Raw genomic sequence first — 18,366 nt, forward strand, 5'->3', positions numbered from 1 at the left:
GATGTCTGCCCCGGCGCCGGCATGCTTCCTGCCGGCGCCGGCCCTTCTTCTCGCAACGACTTTCCTGCCCATGTCCACATCGCGTCAGGTCTTTCCCTCCGGCTGGCTGCCCTATGCGCTGCTCGCGCCGCAGCTGGCGATCACCGCCGTGTTCTTTCTCTGGCCGGCCGGCAAGACGCTCTGGTATTCGCTGCAGAGCCTCGACCCCTTCGGGCTCTCCAGCCAGTTCGTCGGCCTGGACAACTTCATTCAGCTGTTCCATGACCCCCTGTACCTGGCCTCCTTCTGGACCACCCTGAAGTTCAGCGCCCTGGTGACCGGCTGCGGCCTGCTGGTCTCCCTGGTCTTCGCCGCCCTGGTCGATCTGGTGGTACGGGGTAGCCGGCTGTACCAGACCCTGCTGTTGCTGCCCTATGCGGTGGCTCCGGCCATTGCCGCGGTGCTGTGGATCTTTCTGTTCAACCCCGGCCTCGGCCTGCTCACCCTGCTGCTGGAACACTACGGCTACGCCTGGAACCACGCCCAGAATGCCGGCCAGGCGATGTTCCTGGTGGTGCTCGCCTCGGTGTGGAAGCAGATCAGCTACAACTTCCTGTTCTTCTTCGCCGCGCTGCAATCCATTCCACGCTCGCTGGTGGAAGCCGCCGCCATCGACGGGGCCGGGCCGTTGCGCCGCTTCCTGCAGCTGTCCCTGCCGCTGATCGCGCCGGTGAGCTTCTTTCTGCTGGTGGTCAACCTGGTGTATGCCTTCTTCGACACCTTTCCGGTGATCGATGCGGCCACCAACGGCGGGCCGGTGCAGGCCACCACCACGCTGATCTACAAGATCTATCGCGAGGGCTTCACCGGTCTCGACCTCTCGGCCTCCGCCGCCCAGTCGGTGGTGCTGATGCTGCTGGTCATCGTGCTCACGGTGCTGCAGTTCCGCTATGTCGAACGCCGGGTACGCTATCAATGATCGAGAATCGCCGTGGGCTGACGCTGCTGTGCCACCTGATGCTGGTGCTGGGCATCGCCGTCATCCTCTTTCCGCTCTATGTGGCCTTCGTCGCCGCCACCCTCGACGACCAGGCGGTGTTCGCCACGCCCATGACGCTGGTGCCGGGTCGCCACCTCTGGGACAACCTCAGCCTGATCTGGACCCAGGGCGTGGGCAACAGCACGGCGCCTTTCTGGCTGCTGCTGCTCAACAGCTTCCTGATGGCGCTGGGCATCACCCTGGGCAAGCTCTCGGTGTCCATCCTCTCGGCCTTCGCCATCGTCTGGTTCCGCTTCCCTCTGCGCAACCTGGCCTTCTGGCTGATCTTCATCACCCTGATGCTGCCGGTGGAGGTGCGCATCTTTCCCACCGTGGACACCCTCGGCCAATTGGGCCTGGTGGACAGCTACGCCGGCCTGACCCTGCCGCTGATGGCCTCGGCCACCGCCACCTTCCTGTTCCGCCAATTCTTCCTGACCCTGCCGGATGAATTGCTGGAGGCCGCGCGCATCGACGGCGCCTCGCCCTTGCGCTTCTTTCGCGACATCGTGCTGCCGCTGTCACGGACCAACCTGGCGGCGCTGTTCGTCATCACCTTCATCTACGGCTGGAACCAGTACCTCTGGCCGCTGCTGATCGTCAGCAACCCCGACCTCGGCACGGCCGTGGCGGGCATCCGCAGCATGCTCTCGCTCGGCGAGCGGGCGCCGCAATGGAATCAGGTGATGGCGGCCATGCTGCTCACCCTGATCCCGCCGGTGACGGTGGTGCTGGTCATGCAACGCGCCTTCGTGCGCGGTCTGGTGGATAGCGAAAAGTAACCATGGCAAAACTCGAACTAAGAGCCGTTTCCAAGAGCTGGAACGGTGGCAAGACCCAGGTTATCCAGCCCCTCGACCTGGAGGTGGCGGACGGCGAGTTCATCGTACTGGTGGGGCCCTCGGGCTGCGGCAAATCCACCCTGCTGCGACTGGTGGCCGGCCTGGAACGGGTCAGTGCCGGCAGCATCCATATCGGCGGAGCCGACGTGACCGCGCTTGAACCCAAGGCGCGCGGCATCGCCATGGTGTTCCAGAACTATGCCCTCTATCCGCACATGAGCGTGGCCGAGAACCTGGCCTGGGGCCTGAAGATCGCTGGTCTCGGCCGCGCCGAGATCGCCAGCCGGGTCAAGGAGGCGGCGCGCATCCTGGAACTCGACAAGCTGCTCGAACGCCGGCCGCGGGAGCTGTCCGGTGGGCAGCGACAGCGGGTAGCGATGGGCCGCGCCATGGTGCGCGATCCGGCGGTGTTCCTGTTCGACGAGCCGCTGTCCAACCTGGACGCCAAGCTACGCGTGCAGATGCGCCTGGAGCTGCAGCAGCTGCACCAGCGCCTCAATACCACCAGCCTCTATGTGACCCATGACCAGGTGGAGGCCATGACCCTGGCCCAGCGGGTGGTGGTCATGCAGGGTGGGGTGGTCGAGCAGCTCGGTACGCCAGTGGAGGTCTATGAGCGCCCGGCGACGCGCTTCGTCGCCAGCTTCATCGGCAGTCCGGCGATGAACCTGCTGGACGGCCAGGTGAACGCCGCCGGCAGTCACTGCGAATTGCCGGGTGGCCTGGGGCTACCCCTAGGGCCGGGTTATCGCCATCTGGCCGGGCGCTCGATCAGCCTGGGCATCCGGCCCGAACATCTGCAGCCCTGCGGCGATCCGGGGCAGGGGCTGCCACTGGTGGTCCACACGCTGGAGATCCTTGGTGCCGACAACCTGGCCCATGGCCGCTGGGGCGACCAGTCGCTGGTCGTGCGCCTGCCCCATCAGCAACGCCCGGCGCCGGGTAGCCTGCTGCAGCTGCGCGTGCCGGAAGAGCTCCTGCATCTGTTCGATGCCATCTCCGGGCAGCGCCTCGAACCCCAGGGTTGAACGGGCTCCGGCGCCCTTGAGGAGCATACGGCCCCTTGCCGCCTTGACCTCGCCAGCCCATTGGCAACCTTCCGCTGTCGGATCTGCCTGTCGTGGCCGGCGGATCGACCGCTGAAGGGGCGTCGTCGTGATGGCGAAATCGGCTTGCTGCACTGCGACATTCCCTTCGTCAGACCGCGCGACCCGGTGCGGAGCCAGACGCCGCTTCGTTTGACCGAGCGGCGTCGCAGCCACTAAGGTGCCCGCCTTGCCGCCCGCCCTGGCGCTGGTCGACCGCGACCCGCCGCAAGGGCAGGGCACCGCTCGAACGCGCCGGCGAGCCCCTGTGGCGGGCCCGCGCGCTCGTCCACTACGCGAGGTCCAGAGGGCCTCGTCGTCGCCTCCGGGGCTGGCCCCGTACCGCCTGTCTCGCCTCTCTGCCGGAATGCTTTCCTCGCCATGAATGCCCCACCCGCCATCCCTCGTCTCGTCTATCTGCTGGCCCTCACCATCTTCGCGCTGACCACCGCCGAATTCATGGTGGCTGGCATGATGCCGGCGCTGGCCACCGATCTCGGCGTTTCCATCGGCCAGATCGGCTATCTGATCTCCTGGTACGCCCTGGGCATGGCCCTGGGTGGTCCCCCGCTGACCCTGCTGCTGCTGGCGTTGCGGCTGGCGGAAAAGTCGGCGCTGCTGTGGCTGCTGTCGCTCTATCTGATCGGTGCCGTCGTGGCCGCGCTGGCCGCCAGCTATCCGGTGATGGCGGCGGGTCGAGTGCTCATGGGGGTCGCCAGCTCCGCCAGCATCGGCCTGTGCCTGACCCTGGGTGCCTCCCTGGTCACGCCGGACCGCCGCGGACGGGCGGCCTCGCTGGTGCTGTCCGGTCTCATGCTGGCGCCCGTCTTCGGTGTGCCGGGTACGGTATTGATCGAGCAACAGGCCGGCTGGCGGGCCAGCTTCTGGGCGGTCGCGCTACTGGCAGCCTGCTGCACCCTGCTGGTCGGCTGGTGCGTGCCTCGTGCACCGGCCCACGCCGTCGGGCAGCTGGGCCGGGAACTCCGTACCCTGCTCAGTGCCAGGCTTTGGGCCGCCTACGTGACCAGTGGCCTGATCATCGGCGCGACCTTCGCGGGGTTCAGTTATTTCTCACCCATCCTCATCAAGGTGACCGGGTTCGCGCCCACCACCATTCCCTGGTTGCTGATGGGCTATGGCATCGCCAATGTGCTGGGCAATCTACTGGTAGGCCGCTTGGCCGATCGTCACACCCTGAAGGTCCAAGGCGTTGGCCTGGCCGTGCTGGCTCTGGGTTTCGCCCTGTTCGCTCGCGGCGCTGAACAGCCGGCTGTCAGTCTGGTGGCCCTGGTACTCATCGGCGTGACCGGGGTGGCACTCAATCCGGCGATGGTCGCCCGGGTAATGGCTGCGGCGACGCCAGGGCCACTGGTCAATACCCTGCATACCTCGGTGATCACGGCGGGACTGGCGGTGGGAGCCTGGGCGGGCGGTGCGGCCATCGACGCCGGCCAGGGCCTGCAAGCACCGCTGTGGGTCGGTCTCGGGATGGCGGTGCTGGGTCTGCTCAGTCTGGCCCCGCTGGCCGTGAGGCGGAGTCGTCTCACGGCCAGCCAGCCGTGCGAAGGGTGACAGACCGGTCCGCTGCCAATCGCCCGCTAGCGGGTCGTGGCGCTCGGTATTTCCCTCCCTGCGGTGGGAGGAGGATACTGCGCCCTTTGCCGCGTTGACCTCGCCTGCCCATGGAAAACCTCCCGCTGTTCGATCTGCCCGCCGCCTCCGCGGAAAAAACCAAGTCCAAGCGCGCGCGCAAGGCCACCGCCCGTGGCGGCCTGCGCCTGCTGCACACCTCCGACTGGCACCTGGGGCAGCACTTTCTCGGCCGCACCCGCGAGGCCGAGCATCGCGCCTTTCTTGCCTGGCTAGTGGCTCAGGTGGAGGAGCAGGCGGTGGACGTGGTGCTGGTGGCAGGGGACATCTTCGATACCGCCACCCCACCGAGCTATGCCCGCGAGTTGTACAACGGCTTCATCGTCGCCCTGCGTGGCACCGGCGCCAGCCTGGTGGTGCTCGGCGGCAACCATGATTCGGCCGCGGTGCTGGCCGAGTCCCGCGAATTGCTGGCCTGCCTGGACACCCGGGTGATCCCCTGCGTCAGCGAGACGCCGGCGGATCAACTGCTGGAATTGCGTCGCCGTGATGGCGAAATCGGCGCGCTGCTCTGTGGCATTCCCTTCGTCCGGCCGCGTGACGTGGTGCAGAGCCAGGCAGGGCAGAGCGCCGATGAAAAGCGCCAGGCGCTGCAACAGGCCATCCAGGGGCACTATGCCGAACTCCATGGCCTGGCCGAGGCACGTCGCGCCGAGCTGGGCGTCGCCCTGCCGATCATTGCCACCGGTCACCTGACCACCGTGGGTGCCAGCGCCAGCGAGTCGGTGCGGGAGATCTACGTCGGCAGCCTCGATGCCTTTCCCACCAGCGCCTTTCCGCCGGCGGACTACATCGCTCTCGGCCACATCCACCGGCCCCAGCGGGTCGGGGGGCTGGAGCAGGTGCGCTACAGTGGTTCGCCCCTGTGCCTGAGCTTCGACGAAGAGCGCGCCAAGGAGGTCCTGCTGGTGGAGTTCGGCACGGGTCTGGAGCAGGTCACGCCGCTGGCGGTACCCTGTTTCCAGCCCCTGGCGGTGGTGCAGGGCAATCTGGATACCCTGGGCGCGGCCCTGGCTCAGGCGGCCGCCGACGGCAGTCCCGAGTGTCCGGTGTGGGCCGAGGTGGTGGTGGCCGGTGACGACTACCTGGCCGATCTGCAGCCACGCATCACGGCCCTGGTAGCCGAATTGCCGCTGGAGGTGCTACGCGTCCGCCGGGCACGTAGCACGGTGGCGCCGACCCTGCAGGGCGTCCAGCGCGAGACGCTGGATGAACTCAGCCCGCTGGACGTCTTCAGCCAGCGCCTGGCCGAGGAGACCCTCGACGACGAGCTGCGCACCCGGCTGGAAGGCCTTTACCGCGAGGTTCTTGGCGAGTTGCCGACCTGATCGCAGCGAGACGCGTCCATCGGGCCGATTTTCCCCTTCGGAACAACGTCCCACGCGCTGGGGTCACCCTCTCTATGTAGCCCAGACCGGAGGAGACCCCATGCACGACCTATCCCAACCCCTCGCCGCCACGCGCCATGAGCGTTCCGACAACCAGGTCCCCAACGTCCAGGGCACCGAACGTGTGGTTTCCCTGCTCGGCGGCGGTCTGCTGATCCTTGGCGGCCTGCGCCGCGGTGGCCTGGCCGGCTGCGTGAAGATGGCCCTGGGCGCCATGGCCCTCAGCCGGGGCGTGCGTCAGCGCTGCGAGCTCAAGGCCGCGCTGCAGCCGTCGCCCTTCGAGCAGGCCCTGGCCGAGCGCTGGGGCTGGCGCAATCCCACCGCCATCCAGCGCAGCGTCACCATCGCGCGGCCGCGTGAAGAGGTATTCGCCTACTGCGCCGACCTGCAGAAGCTGCGCGAGCTACTGCCCTTCGTCGACCGCATCGAACTGGGCGCCGATGGCGACAGCCACTGGCATGCCTCCGGTCCCCTGGGTCGCACCCTGAACTGGACCCTGGAGCAGAGCGAGCGCCGCGAGAACGAGTTCCTGCTGTGGAGTACCGTGCCCGGCACCTTCATGGCCCACAAGGCCAGCCTGACCTTCAGCGATGCACCCCAGGGCCGTGGCACCCTGGTGCAGGTCGTGCTGGCCTGCGAAGCCCCGGCCGGCCTGCTCGGCCATGCCGTCACCGAAGGCATCAGCCGCTTCACCGGCAAGGCGGTCAACCTCGGCCTGCGCCGCCTCAAGCAGCAACTGGAAACTGGCGAGATCGCCACCCCCGAGGTCTCGCGCAGCGGTCGCCCGCTGGCGCCATCCCATCCGCCGGTGACTCGCCCAGCCGACGAACCCTCGGCTGACATCGACGCCGGCCTCGGTACTCCGGGGAGGGCGAACTGATGCGTGCCCTGACCTGGCAAGCCCCCAACCGTCTGCAGGTGGAAACCGTCCCGGATCCGGAGATCCTCAATCCGCGCGATGCCATCGTGCGCATCATCATGTCTTCGGTATGTGGCTCGGACCTGCATCTCTTGGGCGGCTACGTCCCGGCGATGAAGCCCGGCGACATCATCGGCCATGAATTCCTCGGCGAGATCGTCGAGCTGGGCAGTAGCCTGCGCAACCAGGGCCTGGCCGTCGGCGATCGAGTGGTGACCGTCTCCATCATCGGGTGCGGGGACTGCGAGCACTGCCAGCGTGAGGATTACAACTGCTGCGACAACAGCAATCCCAAACCCGAGATGACCGAGCTGGCCTATGGGCAGCCCTGTTCCGGCATCTTTGGCTACAGCCATGCCTTCGGCGGCTATGCCGGCAGCCATGCCACCTACGTGCGGGTGCCCTATGCCGACGTCAACCTGTTCAAGGTGCCCGACGGCGTCAGCGATGCCCAGGCAGTGTTCGTGTCCGATGCCGTGCCCACCGGCTACTACGCCGCCGACATCGCCGACATCCAGCCCGGCGACACCGTGGCGGTCTGGGGCTGCGGTGGCGTCGGCCAGATGGCCATTCGCAGCGCCTACCTGTTGGGCGCGGAGCGGGTCATCGCCATCGACCGCTTCAGCGATCGTCTGCAACTGGCGGCCGAGAAGGCCGGCGCCATCGTCCTCGACTACGAAACCACCAACGTCCACGAAGCCCTGCTGGAGCTGACCGGGGGCCGTGGCCCGGATCGCTGCATCGATTGTGTCGGCATGGAGGCCCATGGCACCCAGCTGGATTACGCCTACGACAAGACCAAGCAGATGCTGCGCCTGCACACCGAACGCGGCTCGGCGCTGCGCCAGGCCATCCGCGCCTGTCGCAAGGGCGGTACGGTATCGGTGATCGGTGTCTATGGCGGCTTGATCGACAAGTTTCCCATGGGCGCCATCGTCAACAAGGCCCTGACCCTGAGGTCCGGCCAGCAGCCGGGGCAGCGCTATGTGGAGCGGTTGTTCGAACACATCCAGAAGGGCGAACTGGATCCCTCCTACCTGCTCACCCATCCGATGAGCCTGGAGGAATCACCCTACGGCTACGAGCTGTTCAAGTCCAAGGACAAGAACTGCATGAGAGCGGTGTTCATGCCGTAGTGGCCAACCCGGCGATCCTGGATCGCCGGGCTTTTTCCCGCTAGACCAGCCAGGTTACCAGCGGCTGCCAGAGCGCAGCGGTCTTGTGACCGCCACTGCAGCTGACCAGGGCCAGGATGCCCAGACCGACCAGCAGGGGCATGCCGAGGAAATCGAAGGGAGACAGGGGCGAGCGCACGGCGGATCCTCCCGGAAAAGGTAGTTGCAGAGCGATACCTTCCTGTTGAGAACCTCAGCGGGCACAAGTTCAGCAGTGGGTACGACCTCAGGTCGAGTGGTCGGTTGGCATGGGCGAGCGCGCCCAACAATGCCAGAATTGGCGGTTCGCCGAGTCGACCTGGAAAAGCCCGATGAAGATCCTCACCCTGCGCCTGAAGAATCTCAATTCCCTCAAGGGTGAGTGGAAGATCGACTTCAACGCCGAACCCTTCGCCAGCAGTGGCCTGTTCGCCATCACCGGGCCGACCGGGGCGGGCAAGACCACGCTGCTGGATGCCATCTGTCTCGCGCTCTATCACCGCACCCCGCGCATGAGCAAGGTGGGCGGCGAAAGCAACGAACTCATGACCCGCCATACCGGCGATTGCCTCGCCGAGGTGGAATTCGCCGTGCGTGGCGAGCGCTATCGGGCCTTCTGGAGCCAGCGACGGGCCCGGGATCGCGCCGATGGCGCGTTGCAGCCGCCCAAGGTCGAGCTGGCCCGACTCGACGGCACCATCCTCGCCGAAAAGACCGGCGATAAGCTCAGGCTCACCGAAGAACTCACCGGCTTGGACTTCGAGCGTTTCACCCGCTCCATGCTGCTGGCCCAGGGTGGCTTCGCCGCTTTCCTGGAGGCCAGTGCCAGTCAACGTGCCGAACTCCTCGAAGAGCTGACCGGGACCGCCGTGTACGGCCAGATCTCCCAGCGGGTCTACGAGCGCGCGCGGGAGGCCAAGGGCGTGCTGGAAGGCCTGCGCCAGCGTGTCGCGGGCGTGGAGGTATTGGACGACGAACGCCGCGAGGCGCTGGCCGCCGAGGGTGCCAGTCTGGCCGCTCGCGAGGGCCAATTGAGCGAAGACCTCAAGACCTGGCAGGGCCAGCGGCAATGGCTGACCGCACTGGAACAGGCGGCGGCGGGGGAGCAGGAGGCCCAGGCGCGCCTGGCCGGGGCGCAGCAGGCCTGGGACGCCGCCGAGCCGCGACGCCAGCGCCTGGCGGCGGCTGAACCGGCGGCCCGGCTGCTGCCCATCGAGCAGGCCTGGCGCGAGGCCGAGGCGCGCGAACAACGCAGCCAGGAAGAACGGGCGCAACTCGATCAGCGCCTCCAGAGCCTGGCCACTCGCCGCGCTGCTGCGCTGGCCGACGGCCTGGGCGCCAGTCTCGAACAGCTGCGCCAGGCCGAGACGGACCAGGCGCGCATCCTCGACGAGCAACAGCGCCTGGACGCCAGCCTGGCCGAGCGTACCGGCCATGCCGAGCTGGGCGAGCGTCTGGGCGACTGGCGCAGTCAGTTGGCCCTGCGCGACGAAAGAGCCGAGGCGCTGGCGCGTCTGACCCGGCGCCAACAGGAACAGACCCGTCAGCTGCAGCTCCTGGCCGAGGAGCGCGAGGCCCAGCAGGTCGCGGTGGCGCGCGCCCGCGAGCAGGCCACCCAGGCCCAGGCGGCGGAGCAGGCCCAGGACGAGCGCTGGCAGGCCGTGCTGGACGGGCGCGACGAAAAGGCCTGGCGCGCGCTCTGGCAGGCCGCGCTCGGACGAGTCAACGAAGTGGACCAGCTGGATCAGCTGGTCGAACGCCGGCGGCAACTGCAGACCCAGCTGGAGCGCCTGGCGCGCAGCCAGGGCGATCGCCAGCGTCAGCATGGCGAACACCAGGTGCGGCTGGATGCCCTGCGCGGTCGCTACCGCGAGGTGGCCCAGCAGGTGCGCGAGCGCGAGAAGCTGCTGGAACAGGAAAGGGTCATTCGCAGCCTGGAGGCCCAGCGCGCCGACTTGCGGCCCGACGAACCCTGCCCGCTGTGCGGTTCCCGCGACCATCCGGCGGTGGCCGACTATGCCGCCCTGGACGTCTCGGCGACCCAGACGGCCCTGCAGGAGGCCCGGACCGAACTGGAGCGGCTGACCCAGGAGGGCAAGGAACTGGGCGAGGCCCTGGTCGCCCTCAAGGCGCAGCTCGACCAGGCCAATGAGCAGCAGACCGAGGCCAGCCAACAGCTGGAGCAACTGGGCGAACTCTGGCGCCAGCGCTGCACGACGCTGGGCGCCGACCCCGAGGCGCCCGGCGCGGTGGCCGAGTTGCGGCGGCGGCAGGATCAGGAGCTGGCACGTATCCAGCAGGTGCTCGCCACCCTGGATGGCCTGCGCCAGCAGGGCGAGGAGAATCGGCAGGAAGCCCTGCGCCTGGCGCGCCAGCAGGCCGATGCCGAACAGCGCCTGGCGCTGGCCGAGGCGGCCTGGGAGCGAGCACGTCAAGGCCTGGCCGAAGGCGCCGAGGAACAGCGCGCGGCCCAGACGCAGCAGACCACGGCGGAGCGCCAACTGGCCGAGGATCTGGCCCTTTGGGGCTACGAGTTGCCCAGTCGCGCCGCCGAGTGGCTGGACCGGCGCGAACAGGAATGGCGTCGCTGGCAAGCCGATCGCCAGCGCGCGCAGGAGCTGCAGCAGCAATCGAAGGATATCGCTCAGCGCCTGGCCAGCCTGGCGCCCCTGGTAGCGACCTGGCGCGAGCGTGCCGCGGACATCGCACCGGCCACGGTGGCACCGGAGGCTGCGGCGACGCTTCTGGGCGAGGCCACCGGGACCTGGGAGGAATGCCGTGAACAGGGTGCGGCCCTGCAAGGTAGCCGGCAGGCCCTGAACGAGCGATTGGCCGGAGAAACGCGCCTGGCCCGTGAGGCGGGCGAACGTTGGGAAGCGGCCCTGGCCGCCAGCGCCTTCGCGGATGCCGAGGCCTGGCGCGCCGCGCAACTGGACGATAGCGAGCGCGATGCCCTGGACGAGGAGCGTACCCGCTTAGAGACCGCCCTGACCGAGTCGCGTGCCCTGGCCGGAGCTGCCCGGGAACGGCATGCCAGCCTAGGCGCCGTACCCCTTACCGAGCGCACCGCTGCCGAGCTGGATGCCGATCTGGCTGCCGCCACCGCCGAACTCCGCACCCTTGGTCAGCGCCAGGGCGAGGTCGGTGCGACCCTGCGCGAAGACGACCGCCGACGCGACGGCCTGCAGGCCCTGCTGGGCGAGATCGCCGCCCAGGAGCGCGATCATGACCTCTGGCAGCACCTCAACGGCCTGATCGGTTCGGCCGATGGCGCCAAGTTCCGCAAGTTCGCCCAGGGGCTGACCCTGGATCACCTGGTGCACCTGGCGAACGACCAGCTCAGGCGTCTGCACGGCCGCTACCAGTTGATCCGGCGGCAGGCGGCGGAGCTGGAGCTGCAGATCCTCGATACCTGGCAGGCCGATGCCCTGCGCGACATCCGTACCCTTTCCGGCGGGGAGAGCTTCCTGGTCAGCCTGGCCTTGGCGCTGGCCCTGTCGGATCTGGTCAGCCAGCGCACCGGCATCGATTCGCTGTTTCTCGACGAGGGCTTCGGCACCCTCGATGGCGAGACCCTGGAGGTCGCCCTCGATGCCCTGGACCAGCTCAATGCCGGCGGCAAGACCATTGGCATCATCAGCCACGTGGAGGCGCTCAAGGAGCGCATTCCCGTGCAGCTCAAGGTACGCAAGGGCGTCGGTCTGGGCCATAGCGGTCTGGAGCGGCGCTATGCCGTGGAGAAAAACGCGACCGAGTGAGTACTTTTTCTGGCGCAGTGGTCGAAGGCCAGCGCGAAGCGAAACGCTGAAACTGTTAATTTAGACGGGTTTCCTCTGTTCGCCCTCGCGGTGACCTCTTTTCTCCTAACCGGCCACCTACCTACCATGTCCCAATTCCTTGCCGTCGGCTTGTTCGAATACGATTCCTGCCGCGCCGAATGGCGAGCGGACGCCATCTGTGCGGCCATGCTGGAACGGGACGCCGAGCTGCTCGCCCGGGGCCTGGCGCCCGCCGAGCTGCTGGCCGGCCTGCAGAGCCGCACCGCGCCGCCCGAGGGCCTGCTGCCTGCTCCAGGAACGGTGTGGGAGGCCTGGCGCCAGGGCGCGGACGGTCAGCTGCGTTGCCTGCAATTCCAGCGCCGCGAGGCCGGTGGCGTGATGCTGGACGTTACCGCCCAGCGCCGTCACGAGGCCGAACTCTGGCAGGGTGAGGCCTTCAAGCGCAGCGTCATGGTCTGCAGTGTCGACTGCATCAAGCTGATCGATCTCGAAGGGCGCCTGGAATACATGAATCCGGGCGGCCTGATGGTCATGGAGATCGATGACTTCATTCCCTTCCAGGGCCGCCCCTGGGCCGAGCTCTGGCCCGAGGGGCAGCGTCACGAGGTGGTGGGCGCCATCGAGGCGGCGCGGCAGGGCGGCATCGGTCGCTTCACCGGGCTCGCACCTACCGCCAAGGGCACCCGCCGCTGGTGGGACGTGGTGGTCACGCCGATTCTCGACGATGACCAGCGCCCCATGAAATTTCTGTCCATCTCCCGCGACGTCAGCGAGACCGTACGGGCCCGCGAAGCCCTGGACGAACTCAATCGCAACCTGGAAGAGCGTATCGAGGCGCGCAGCCGGGAGCTGGTGGCCCTGGAAGAAGAGCTGCGCCAGGCGCAGAAGATGGAAGCCATCGGCCAGCTCACCGGTGGCATCGCCCATGACTTCAACAATCTGCTGACCGGTATCGTCGGCTCGCTCGACCTGATGCGGCGGCGGGTGCAACAGGGGCGCATCCAGGAGCTGGAACGCTACCTGGACACCGCTACCCGCTCGGCGGAAAACGCCGCGGCCCTGACCCAGCGGTTGCTGGCCTTCGCTCGTCGTCAGGTGCTCGAACCCCGCGCGGTGGATGCCGGGCAGCTGGTGCAGGACATGCACGAGCTGCTGCGCCATAGCCTGGGCAAGAAGATCCGCAAGGAGGTCCAGCGCGCCGACGATCTCTGGCTGCTGCACTGCGATCCCCACCAGCTGGAAAACGCCATCCTCAACCTGGCCATCAACGCCCGTGATGCCATGCCGGACGGCGGCAGCCTGAGTATCCGTGTGGAAAACGTCAGTGGGCCGCTCAGCGTCGGCTTGCCGATCGAGACGCTGGAGGGCGATTTCGTCCGTATCCAGGTCTGCGACACGGGGACCGGGATGGATGCCGACACCCTCAAACGTGCCTGCGAACCCTTCTTCACCACCAAGCCCAGCGGTCGCGGAACCGGCCTCGGGTTATCGATGATCTACGGTTTCGTCCGCCAGTCCGGTGGCCAGGTGGAAATCCACTCGGTGGTGGGCGAGGGCACCTGCATCAACCTCTATCTGCCGCGGCTGCTGGCTCAGCCTGAGGTACAGCCCGCTGCCAACGACGCCGAAGGCCCGGTGCTGCCGGAGGTATCCGGCGATTGCGCACTGATCGTCGAGGAAGAACGCGAGGTCCGCGTCATCATCGGCGAGGTATTGGCCGAACTGGGGTACACGCCGCTGGCGGTGGCCGACAGTGCCACGGCCGTGGCCCTGATCGCCTCCGGCAGCCTGCGCATCGATCTGCTGGTGACCAGCCTTGGCCTCGCCGGGCTGGATGGCCGGCAGCTGGCCGAACAGGCCCGTGCCACCACCCCTGGGCTGCCAGTGGTCTACCTGTCCGGCCAGGCTGATCCGGCGTCCCTTCCGGAGCTGGCCGAGGAGGGTGTCGAACTCATCGGCAAACCCTTCGGCCTGGAAGAGCTGGCGCGCTGCGTGAGGCGTCTGCGACCAGGCGCCTGAGGCCGTCGCGGCGAACTGTCGCGGCGCTCCAGGGTCGATCCTTTCGTGTCGCAACGTCCGTTGCGGCTGCTGTCGTGTCGACAAGAAAAGGAGCGCTTCATGAAACGCCTGCCACCTGCGCCACCCGCGCGGATGCTCGTCCTGTCCCTGTCCATCGCCTTTCTCGCCGGCTGTGCCCATGAGGCGAGCAAGCCGGAAACCTCGACCTGGAGTTGGCGCGACGCCAGCAATGCCCGCGCAGTACCGCCGGACCAGGCCTATCCCGAGCTGTTCGCCGCGGTGCAGCAGGGCAAGCTGTTCACCGACCAGAAGCACTTCGTCGATGCACTGCCCAAGCGCAACCCGGCCGACATTCGCCAGGACTACCTGAGCCAGCGCGACAAGCCCGGCTTCGACCTCAAGGCCTTCGTCAGCGCCAATTTCGAAGAATCCGCTCCGATCAAGGCGGCACCACCCAAGCCTGGCGCCGACCTGCCCACCCACATCAAGGATCTCTGGCCGGTACTGACCCGCCACTATGAAGAAGTACCGGCCTACAGCAGCCTGCTGCCGTTGCCCAAACCCTATGTGGTACCGGGCGGGCGCTTCCGTGAGGTCTACTACTGGGATTCCTACTTCACCATGCTGGGTCTGGCCAAGGACGGACGCACCGACCTGGTCCGCGACATGGTGGACAACTTCGCCCATGAGATCGACGTCTACGGCCATATCCCCAATGGCAACCGCAGCTACTACCTGAGTCGCTCGCAGCCACCGTTCTTCGCCTACATGGTCGATCTGCAGGCCAGCCTGGAAGGCGACTCGGCCTATCGCCGCTACCTGCCGCAGCTGCAGAAGGAATACGCCTACTGGATGGCGGGCGCCGAAGGCCTACAAGCGGGCCAGGCCAATGCCCATGTGGTCAAGCTGGCCGATGGCACCCTGCTCAATCGCTACTGGGATGCCCGCGACACGCCGCGTCAGGAGTCCTATCTGGAAGACCTGGCCACCGCCGGCCAGGCCAAGGGCCGTCCGGCCGGCGAGGTCTATCGCGACCTGCGCGCCGGCGCCGAGAGCGGCTGGGATTTCTCCTCGCGCTGGCTTGGCGATGGCAAGACCCTGGCCACCATCCGCACCACCTCCATCGCTCCGGTGGATCTCAACAGCCTGCTCTATCACCTGGAACAGACCATCGCCAAGGCCTGTGAGAAGACCGGTGAGGCCAGTTGCGTCCAGGCCTACAGTCAGAAGGCCAAGACCCGCCAGCAGGCCATCGACCGCTACCTGTGGAATCCGGCCGGTTACTACACCGACTTCGATTGGCAGGCCAAGCGTCGTACCGACAAGGTCACCGCCGCCGCGCTGTTCCCGCTGTACACCGGGCTCGCCAGCCAGAGCAGTGCCGACCAGACCGCCGCGACGGTGGCCAACCAGCTGTTGCGTCCCGGCGGCATCGCTACCACGACCGTCAAGACCGGTCAGCAGTGGGACGAACCCAATGGCTGGGCACCGCTGCAATGGGTGGCCGTGGATGGCCTGCGCCGCTACAAGCAGGACAAGCTCGCCGAGGACATCGGCACCCGCTTCCTGACCCAGGTGCAGAATCTCTACGCCCGCGAGCAGAAGCTGGTGGAGAAATACGACCTTACCGGCGGCCAGGGCGGTGGTGGCGGCGAGTACGAGCTGCAGGACGGCTTTGGCTGGACCAATGGCGTCACGCTCAAGCTGCTCGAACTCTACAAAGCGCAACCCGGCTCGAAATAAGGCCAAAGAAAAGGTCCGCCACGGCGGACCTTTTTCATGATGTGAAACCCGGTAGGTTGGGCTGAGACAGCTCCATCGTCGAAGCCCAATGTCTCAGTTAATGGTGGCAACGTTGGGCTTCGCTGCGCTCAACCCAACCTACGGGCCACCATTCACCCTCTCCCTCCGGGAGAGGGCTGGGGCAAATCCAACTCCAGATCCATCAGACGGCATACTACGGCGTCACAGCGGATCCACGGGCGGCGCATCGTCTTCGTCCGCCGGCAGCTCCGCAGGATGCAGCCCTTCCGGATCTTCATCCTCGGGCAGCGGCAGGATGGCGTTCATCAGCTGTACTCCGGATCGCGCGGATTCTTTTGCGGCAGGCGCTCTTCCACCGGCCGGTCTTCCGGGTCATCGCCCACGGGCTCTTCGGGATCGGGCGCGATGTCCGGATCGATGTCCAGGTCGTCGGGGTTTTCCTTGATCTGATCGTTCATGCGGCCTCCGCGAGTGGTTGTTAAGGTTGGGCAGAGCGCCCTGCGCGAAGTTCGCCACCGGCGATCAGCGATACCCGCGGGCCTGCAGATCGAACAGCTGGGCATAGCGGCCGCCGCTGGCCAGCAATTGGTCATGATCGCCGCGTTCGCGGATCTCGCCGCCCTCCAGCACCAGGATCTGATCGGCGTTGCGCACGCTGGAGAAGCGGTGCGAGATCAGCAGGGTCATGCGCTGCTGCGCCTGGGCCCGAAAACGCTCGAAGATCACTGCCTCGGCCGCAGCGTCCAGGGCGGCGGTGGGTTCGTCCAGCACCAGGATGTCGGCGTCTTCACGCATATAGGCCCGCGACAGGGCGATCTTCTGCCATTGCCCGCCAGACAGCTCCTGGCCACCGAGAAACCAGCGGCCCAGCTGCGTCCCGTATCCCTCGCGCAAACCGGCGATGACGTCGTCGGCCAGGCCCTGTTCCGCCGCCTTGCGCCAGCGCGCTTCGTCAGCGAAGGCGGCGGTGTCGCCGACCCCCAGGTTCTCGCCCGCGGTGAGCTGGTAGCGGATGAAGTCCTGGAAGATGACCCCGATGCGTCGGTGCAAGGCCGCTGGCTGCCACTCCTGCAGATCGCTGCCATCGAGCAGGATGCGCCCCTGGGTAGGGGCATGCAGGCGGGTCAGCAGCTTGATCAGGGTGGTCTTGCCGGAGCCGTTGGCGCCTACCAGGGCCAGGCTCTGGCCCGGTGCCAGATGAAAGCTGATGTCCTCTAGCGTCGGCGCGGTCGCGCCTGGATAGGTAAAGCCGACCCCTTCGAATCTCAGCCCGTCGCCAGGATGGCTCCCCACCGTCAGGCTGCCGCCCTCGGCGCTGGTTGGCTGGCCGAGATAGTCATAAAGATTGCTCAGGTAGAGGCTGTCTTCATAGAGACCGCCAAGGGCGGTAAGGCTCGCGCTGACCGCCGATTGGCCCTGGCGGAACAGCGTCAGATAGAGGGTCATCTGGCCCAGGCTCAGGCGACCCCGCACGGTATCGAGCACCACCCAGGCGTAGGCGGCATAGAAGGCAAGGGTGCCCAGGAGGCCAAAGACGAAACCCCAACCATCGCGTCTCAGGGTGAGGCGGCGATCCTCGGCATAGAGTTTGGCGAAGGTGGTGCGGTAGCGCTCCAACAGCAGCGGCGCCAGGCCGAACAGCTTGACCTCCTTGATGTAGGCCTCATGGGAAAGCAGGGTTTCCAGGTAGGTCTGGCGACGGGTCTCGGGCGCGCGCCGACTGAACAGGCGAAAGGCATCGCCGGAAAAGCGCGCCTCGGCCAGAAACACCGGCAGGGCACCCACCACCAGCAGCAACAGAGCCCAGGGCGAGAAATGCACCAGCAGCACGGCGAAGCTGACGAGCGAGATCAGGTTCTGCAGCAGGGTCAGGGACTTGGTCACCAGCGCCAGGGGCCGGATGGACGCCTCGCGCCGGGCCCGCACCAGCTTGTCGTAGAAATCCGCGTCTTCGAATTGTGCCAGCGACAGGGTCTGGGCCTTTTCCAGGATCAGCAGATTCACGGTCTGCCCCAGGCGTACCCGCAGCAGCGATTGCTGCACCGACAGCAGCCGCTGGGCTCCCGCCAGGGCGGCCAGGACCCCGGCTTCGGCCAGTACGAACTTCAGCACTGGCCACAGCGGCGCCTGGCCCTGCTCGGCATGCAGCCGCATGGCCGCCACTACGGCATCGACGATGCGCTGCCCGAGCCAGGCGGCCAGGGCCGGCAGCAGGCCGGCGACCAGGGTGGCCAGAACCAGGCCGATCATCAGCGCGGGAGAGGTGCTCCAGACCAGGCCGGCAGCGCGGCGCATCTGCTGTTGCACGATAGCGAAGGAAGTCGAGAGGGCCATGGCGGATCTTCGGCGAGGGTCAGCATTAGTCGAGGCGGCGGTCGCCGTGTTCCCGAGGCTATGGCAAAAGGCTTACACGCCCTGGTGTCACCTGGCCATGTTGCCATCTCGGTGGGCTGCGTAATCTACACCTATCAGCGGCGCAGGATGCGCAGCTCTGAGGTCACGGATGAAGACCAGGCCAGGATGGCGCCTGACAGGATGTTGGGATGGTCGCAACAAAGAACCCGCTTCGGCGGGTTTTTTGTTGGGCGCAATTTGAGGCCGGCAAGCGGACCGAGCAGGGTATGGCAAAAGGCTTACAAGGGCTGGTGTCACCTGGCCATGTTGCGGTCCTGGCAGGCTGCGTAATCTACACCCATCAGCCGCGCAGGATGCGCAGCCCTGAGGTCACGGATGAAGACCAGGCCAGGA

The 18,366-nt window shown here is 67.1% G+C and carries 13 protein-coding genes; 10 read left to right on the forward strand and 3 right to left on the reverse strand.

Going from position 1 to position 18,366, the window contains the following annotated elements:
* The first annotated feature begins 70 nt into the window (after positions 1-70).
* The 7 genes from ugpA to PJ259_RS21035 all read left to right on the forward strand — a co-directional run bounded on the left by ugpA (position 71) and on the right by PJ259_RS21035 (position 8,038).
* Positions 71-958 (forward strand): sn-glycerol-3-phosphate ABC transporter permease UgpA, encoded by an 888-nt coding sequence (ugpA, locus tag PJ259_RS21005; protein ID WP_059313818.1) that lies wholly within the window; start codon positions 71-73, stop codon positions 956-958.
* On the forward strand, positions 955-1,800 hold the full coding sequence (gene ugpE / locus PJ259_RS21010; protein ID WP_271654054.1) for a sn-glycerol-3-phosphate ABC transporter permease UgpE: 846 nt from the start codon (positions 955-957) through the stop codon (positions 1,798-1,800). The genes ugpA and ugpE overlap by 4 nt, the downstream gene beginning before the upstream one ends.
* A gap of 2 nt (positions 1,801-1,802) precedes the next feature.
* On the forward strand, positions 1,803-2,888 hold the full coding sequence (locus PJ259_RS21015) for a sn-glycerol-3-phosphate import ATP-binding protein UgpC (protein ID WP_271654055.1): 1,086 nt from the start codon (positions 1,803-1,805) through the stop codon (positions 2,886-2,888).
* 438 nt (positions 2,889-3,326) lie between these two features.
* On the forward strand, positions 3,327-4,517 hold the full coding sequence (locus PJ259_RS21020) for an MFS transporter (RefSeq protein WP_271654056.1): 1,191 nt from the start codon (positions 3,327-3,329) through the stop codon (positions 4,515-4,517).
* A gap of 200 nt (positions 4,518-4,717) precedes the next feature.
* The gene (gene sbcD, locus PJ259_RS21025; protein WP_271655905.1) at positions 4,718-5,923 is read left to right on the forward strand and encodes an exonuclease subunit SbcD; all 1,206 of its coding nucleotides are present in this window, start codon (positions 4,718-4,720) and stop codon (positions 5,921-5,923) included.
* Between the two features lie 100 nt (positions 5,924-6,023).
* The gene (locus PJ259_RS21030; RefSeq protein ID WP_271654057.1) at positions 6,024-6,863 is read left to right on the forward strand and encodes an SRPBCC family protein; all 840 of its coding nucleotides are present in this window, start codon (positions 6,024-6,026) and stop codon (positions 6,861-6,863) included.
* Positions 6,863-8,038 carry a zinc-dependent alcohol dehydrogenase gene (locus PJ259_RS21035; RefSeq protein WP_059313823.1) on the forward strand — a complete coding sequence of 392 codons (1,176 nt, stop codon included), beginning with the start codon at positions 6,863-6,865 and terminating at the stop codon, positions 8,036-8,038. The genes PJ259_RS21030 and PJ259_RS21035 overlap by 1 nt, the downstream gene beginning before the upstream one ends.
* Positions 8,039-8,078: 40 nt before the next feature.
* On the opposite strand, the gene PJ259_RS21040 is transcribed toward PJ259_RS21035, so the two are convergent.
* The gene (locus PJ259_RS21040) at positions 8,079-8,216 is read right to left on the reverse strand and encodes a hypothetical protein (protein ID WP_156428931.1); all 138 of its coding nucleotides are present in this window, start codon (positions 8,214-8,216) and stop codon (positions 8,079-8,081) included.
* Positions 8,217-8,388: 172 nt separating this feature from the next.
* On the opposite strand from PJ259_RS21040, the gene PJ259_RS21045 reads away from it, so the two are divergent.
* From PJ259_RS21045 to treA, 3 genes are all read left to right on the forward strand, one after another.
* Entirely contained in the window at positions 8,389-11,814 is a 3,426-nt protein-coding gene (locus tag PJ259_RS21045) for an AAA family ATPase (RefSeq protein ID WP_271654058.1), read from the forward strand.
* A gap of 126 nt (positions 11,815-11,940) precedes the next feature.
* Positions 11,941-13,854: an ATP-binding protein gene (locus tag PJ259_RS21050; protein ID WP_271654059.1), complete on the forward strand. Its 1,914-nt coding sequence runs from the start codon at positions 11,941-11,943 to the stop codon at positions 13,852-13,854.
* 99 nt (positions 13,855-13,953) lie between these two features.
* On the forward strand, positions 13,954-15,597 hold the full coding sequence (gene treA, locus PJ259_RS21055) for an alpha,alpha-trehalase TreA (RefSeq protein ID WP_271654060.1): 1,644 nt from the start codon (positions 13,954-13,956) through the stop codon (positions 15,595-15,597).
* A gap of 326 nt (positions 15,598-15,923) precedes the next feature.
* Here treA and PJ259_RS21060 read toward each other — a convergent pair whose 3' ends face one another.
* Together PJ259_RS21060 and PJ259_RS21065 are read right to left on the reverse strand one after the other, a co-directional pair.
* Positions 15,924-16,076: a hypothetical protein gene (locus PJ259_RS21060; RefSeq protein ID WP_167348555.1), complete on the reverse strand. Its 153-nt coding sequence runs from the start codon at positions 16,074-16,076 to the stop codon at positions 15,924-15,926.
* Positions 16,077-16,140: 64 nt separating this feature from the next.
* Entirely contained in the window at positions 16,141-17,952 is a 1,812-nt protein-coding gene (locus tag PJ259_RS21065; protein WP_271654061.1) for an ABC transporter ATP-binding protein, read from the reverse strand.
* Between the last annotated feature and the right edge of the window lie 414 nt (positions 17,953-18,366).

The sequence above is a fragment of the Pseudomonas sp. JBR1 genome, assembly GCF_028198185.1.
GTDB lineage: Bacteria > Pseudomonadota > Gammaproteobacteria > Pseudomonadales > Pseudomonadaceae > Chryseomonas > Chryseomonas oryzihabitans_E.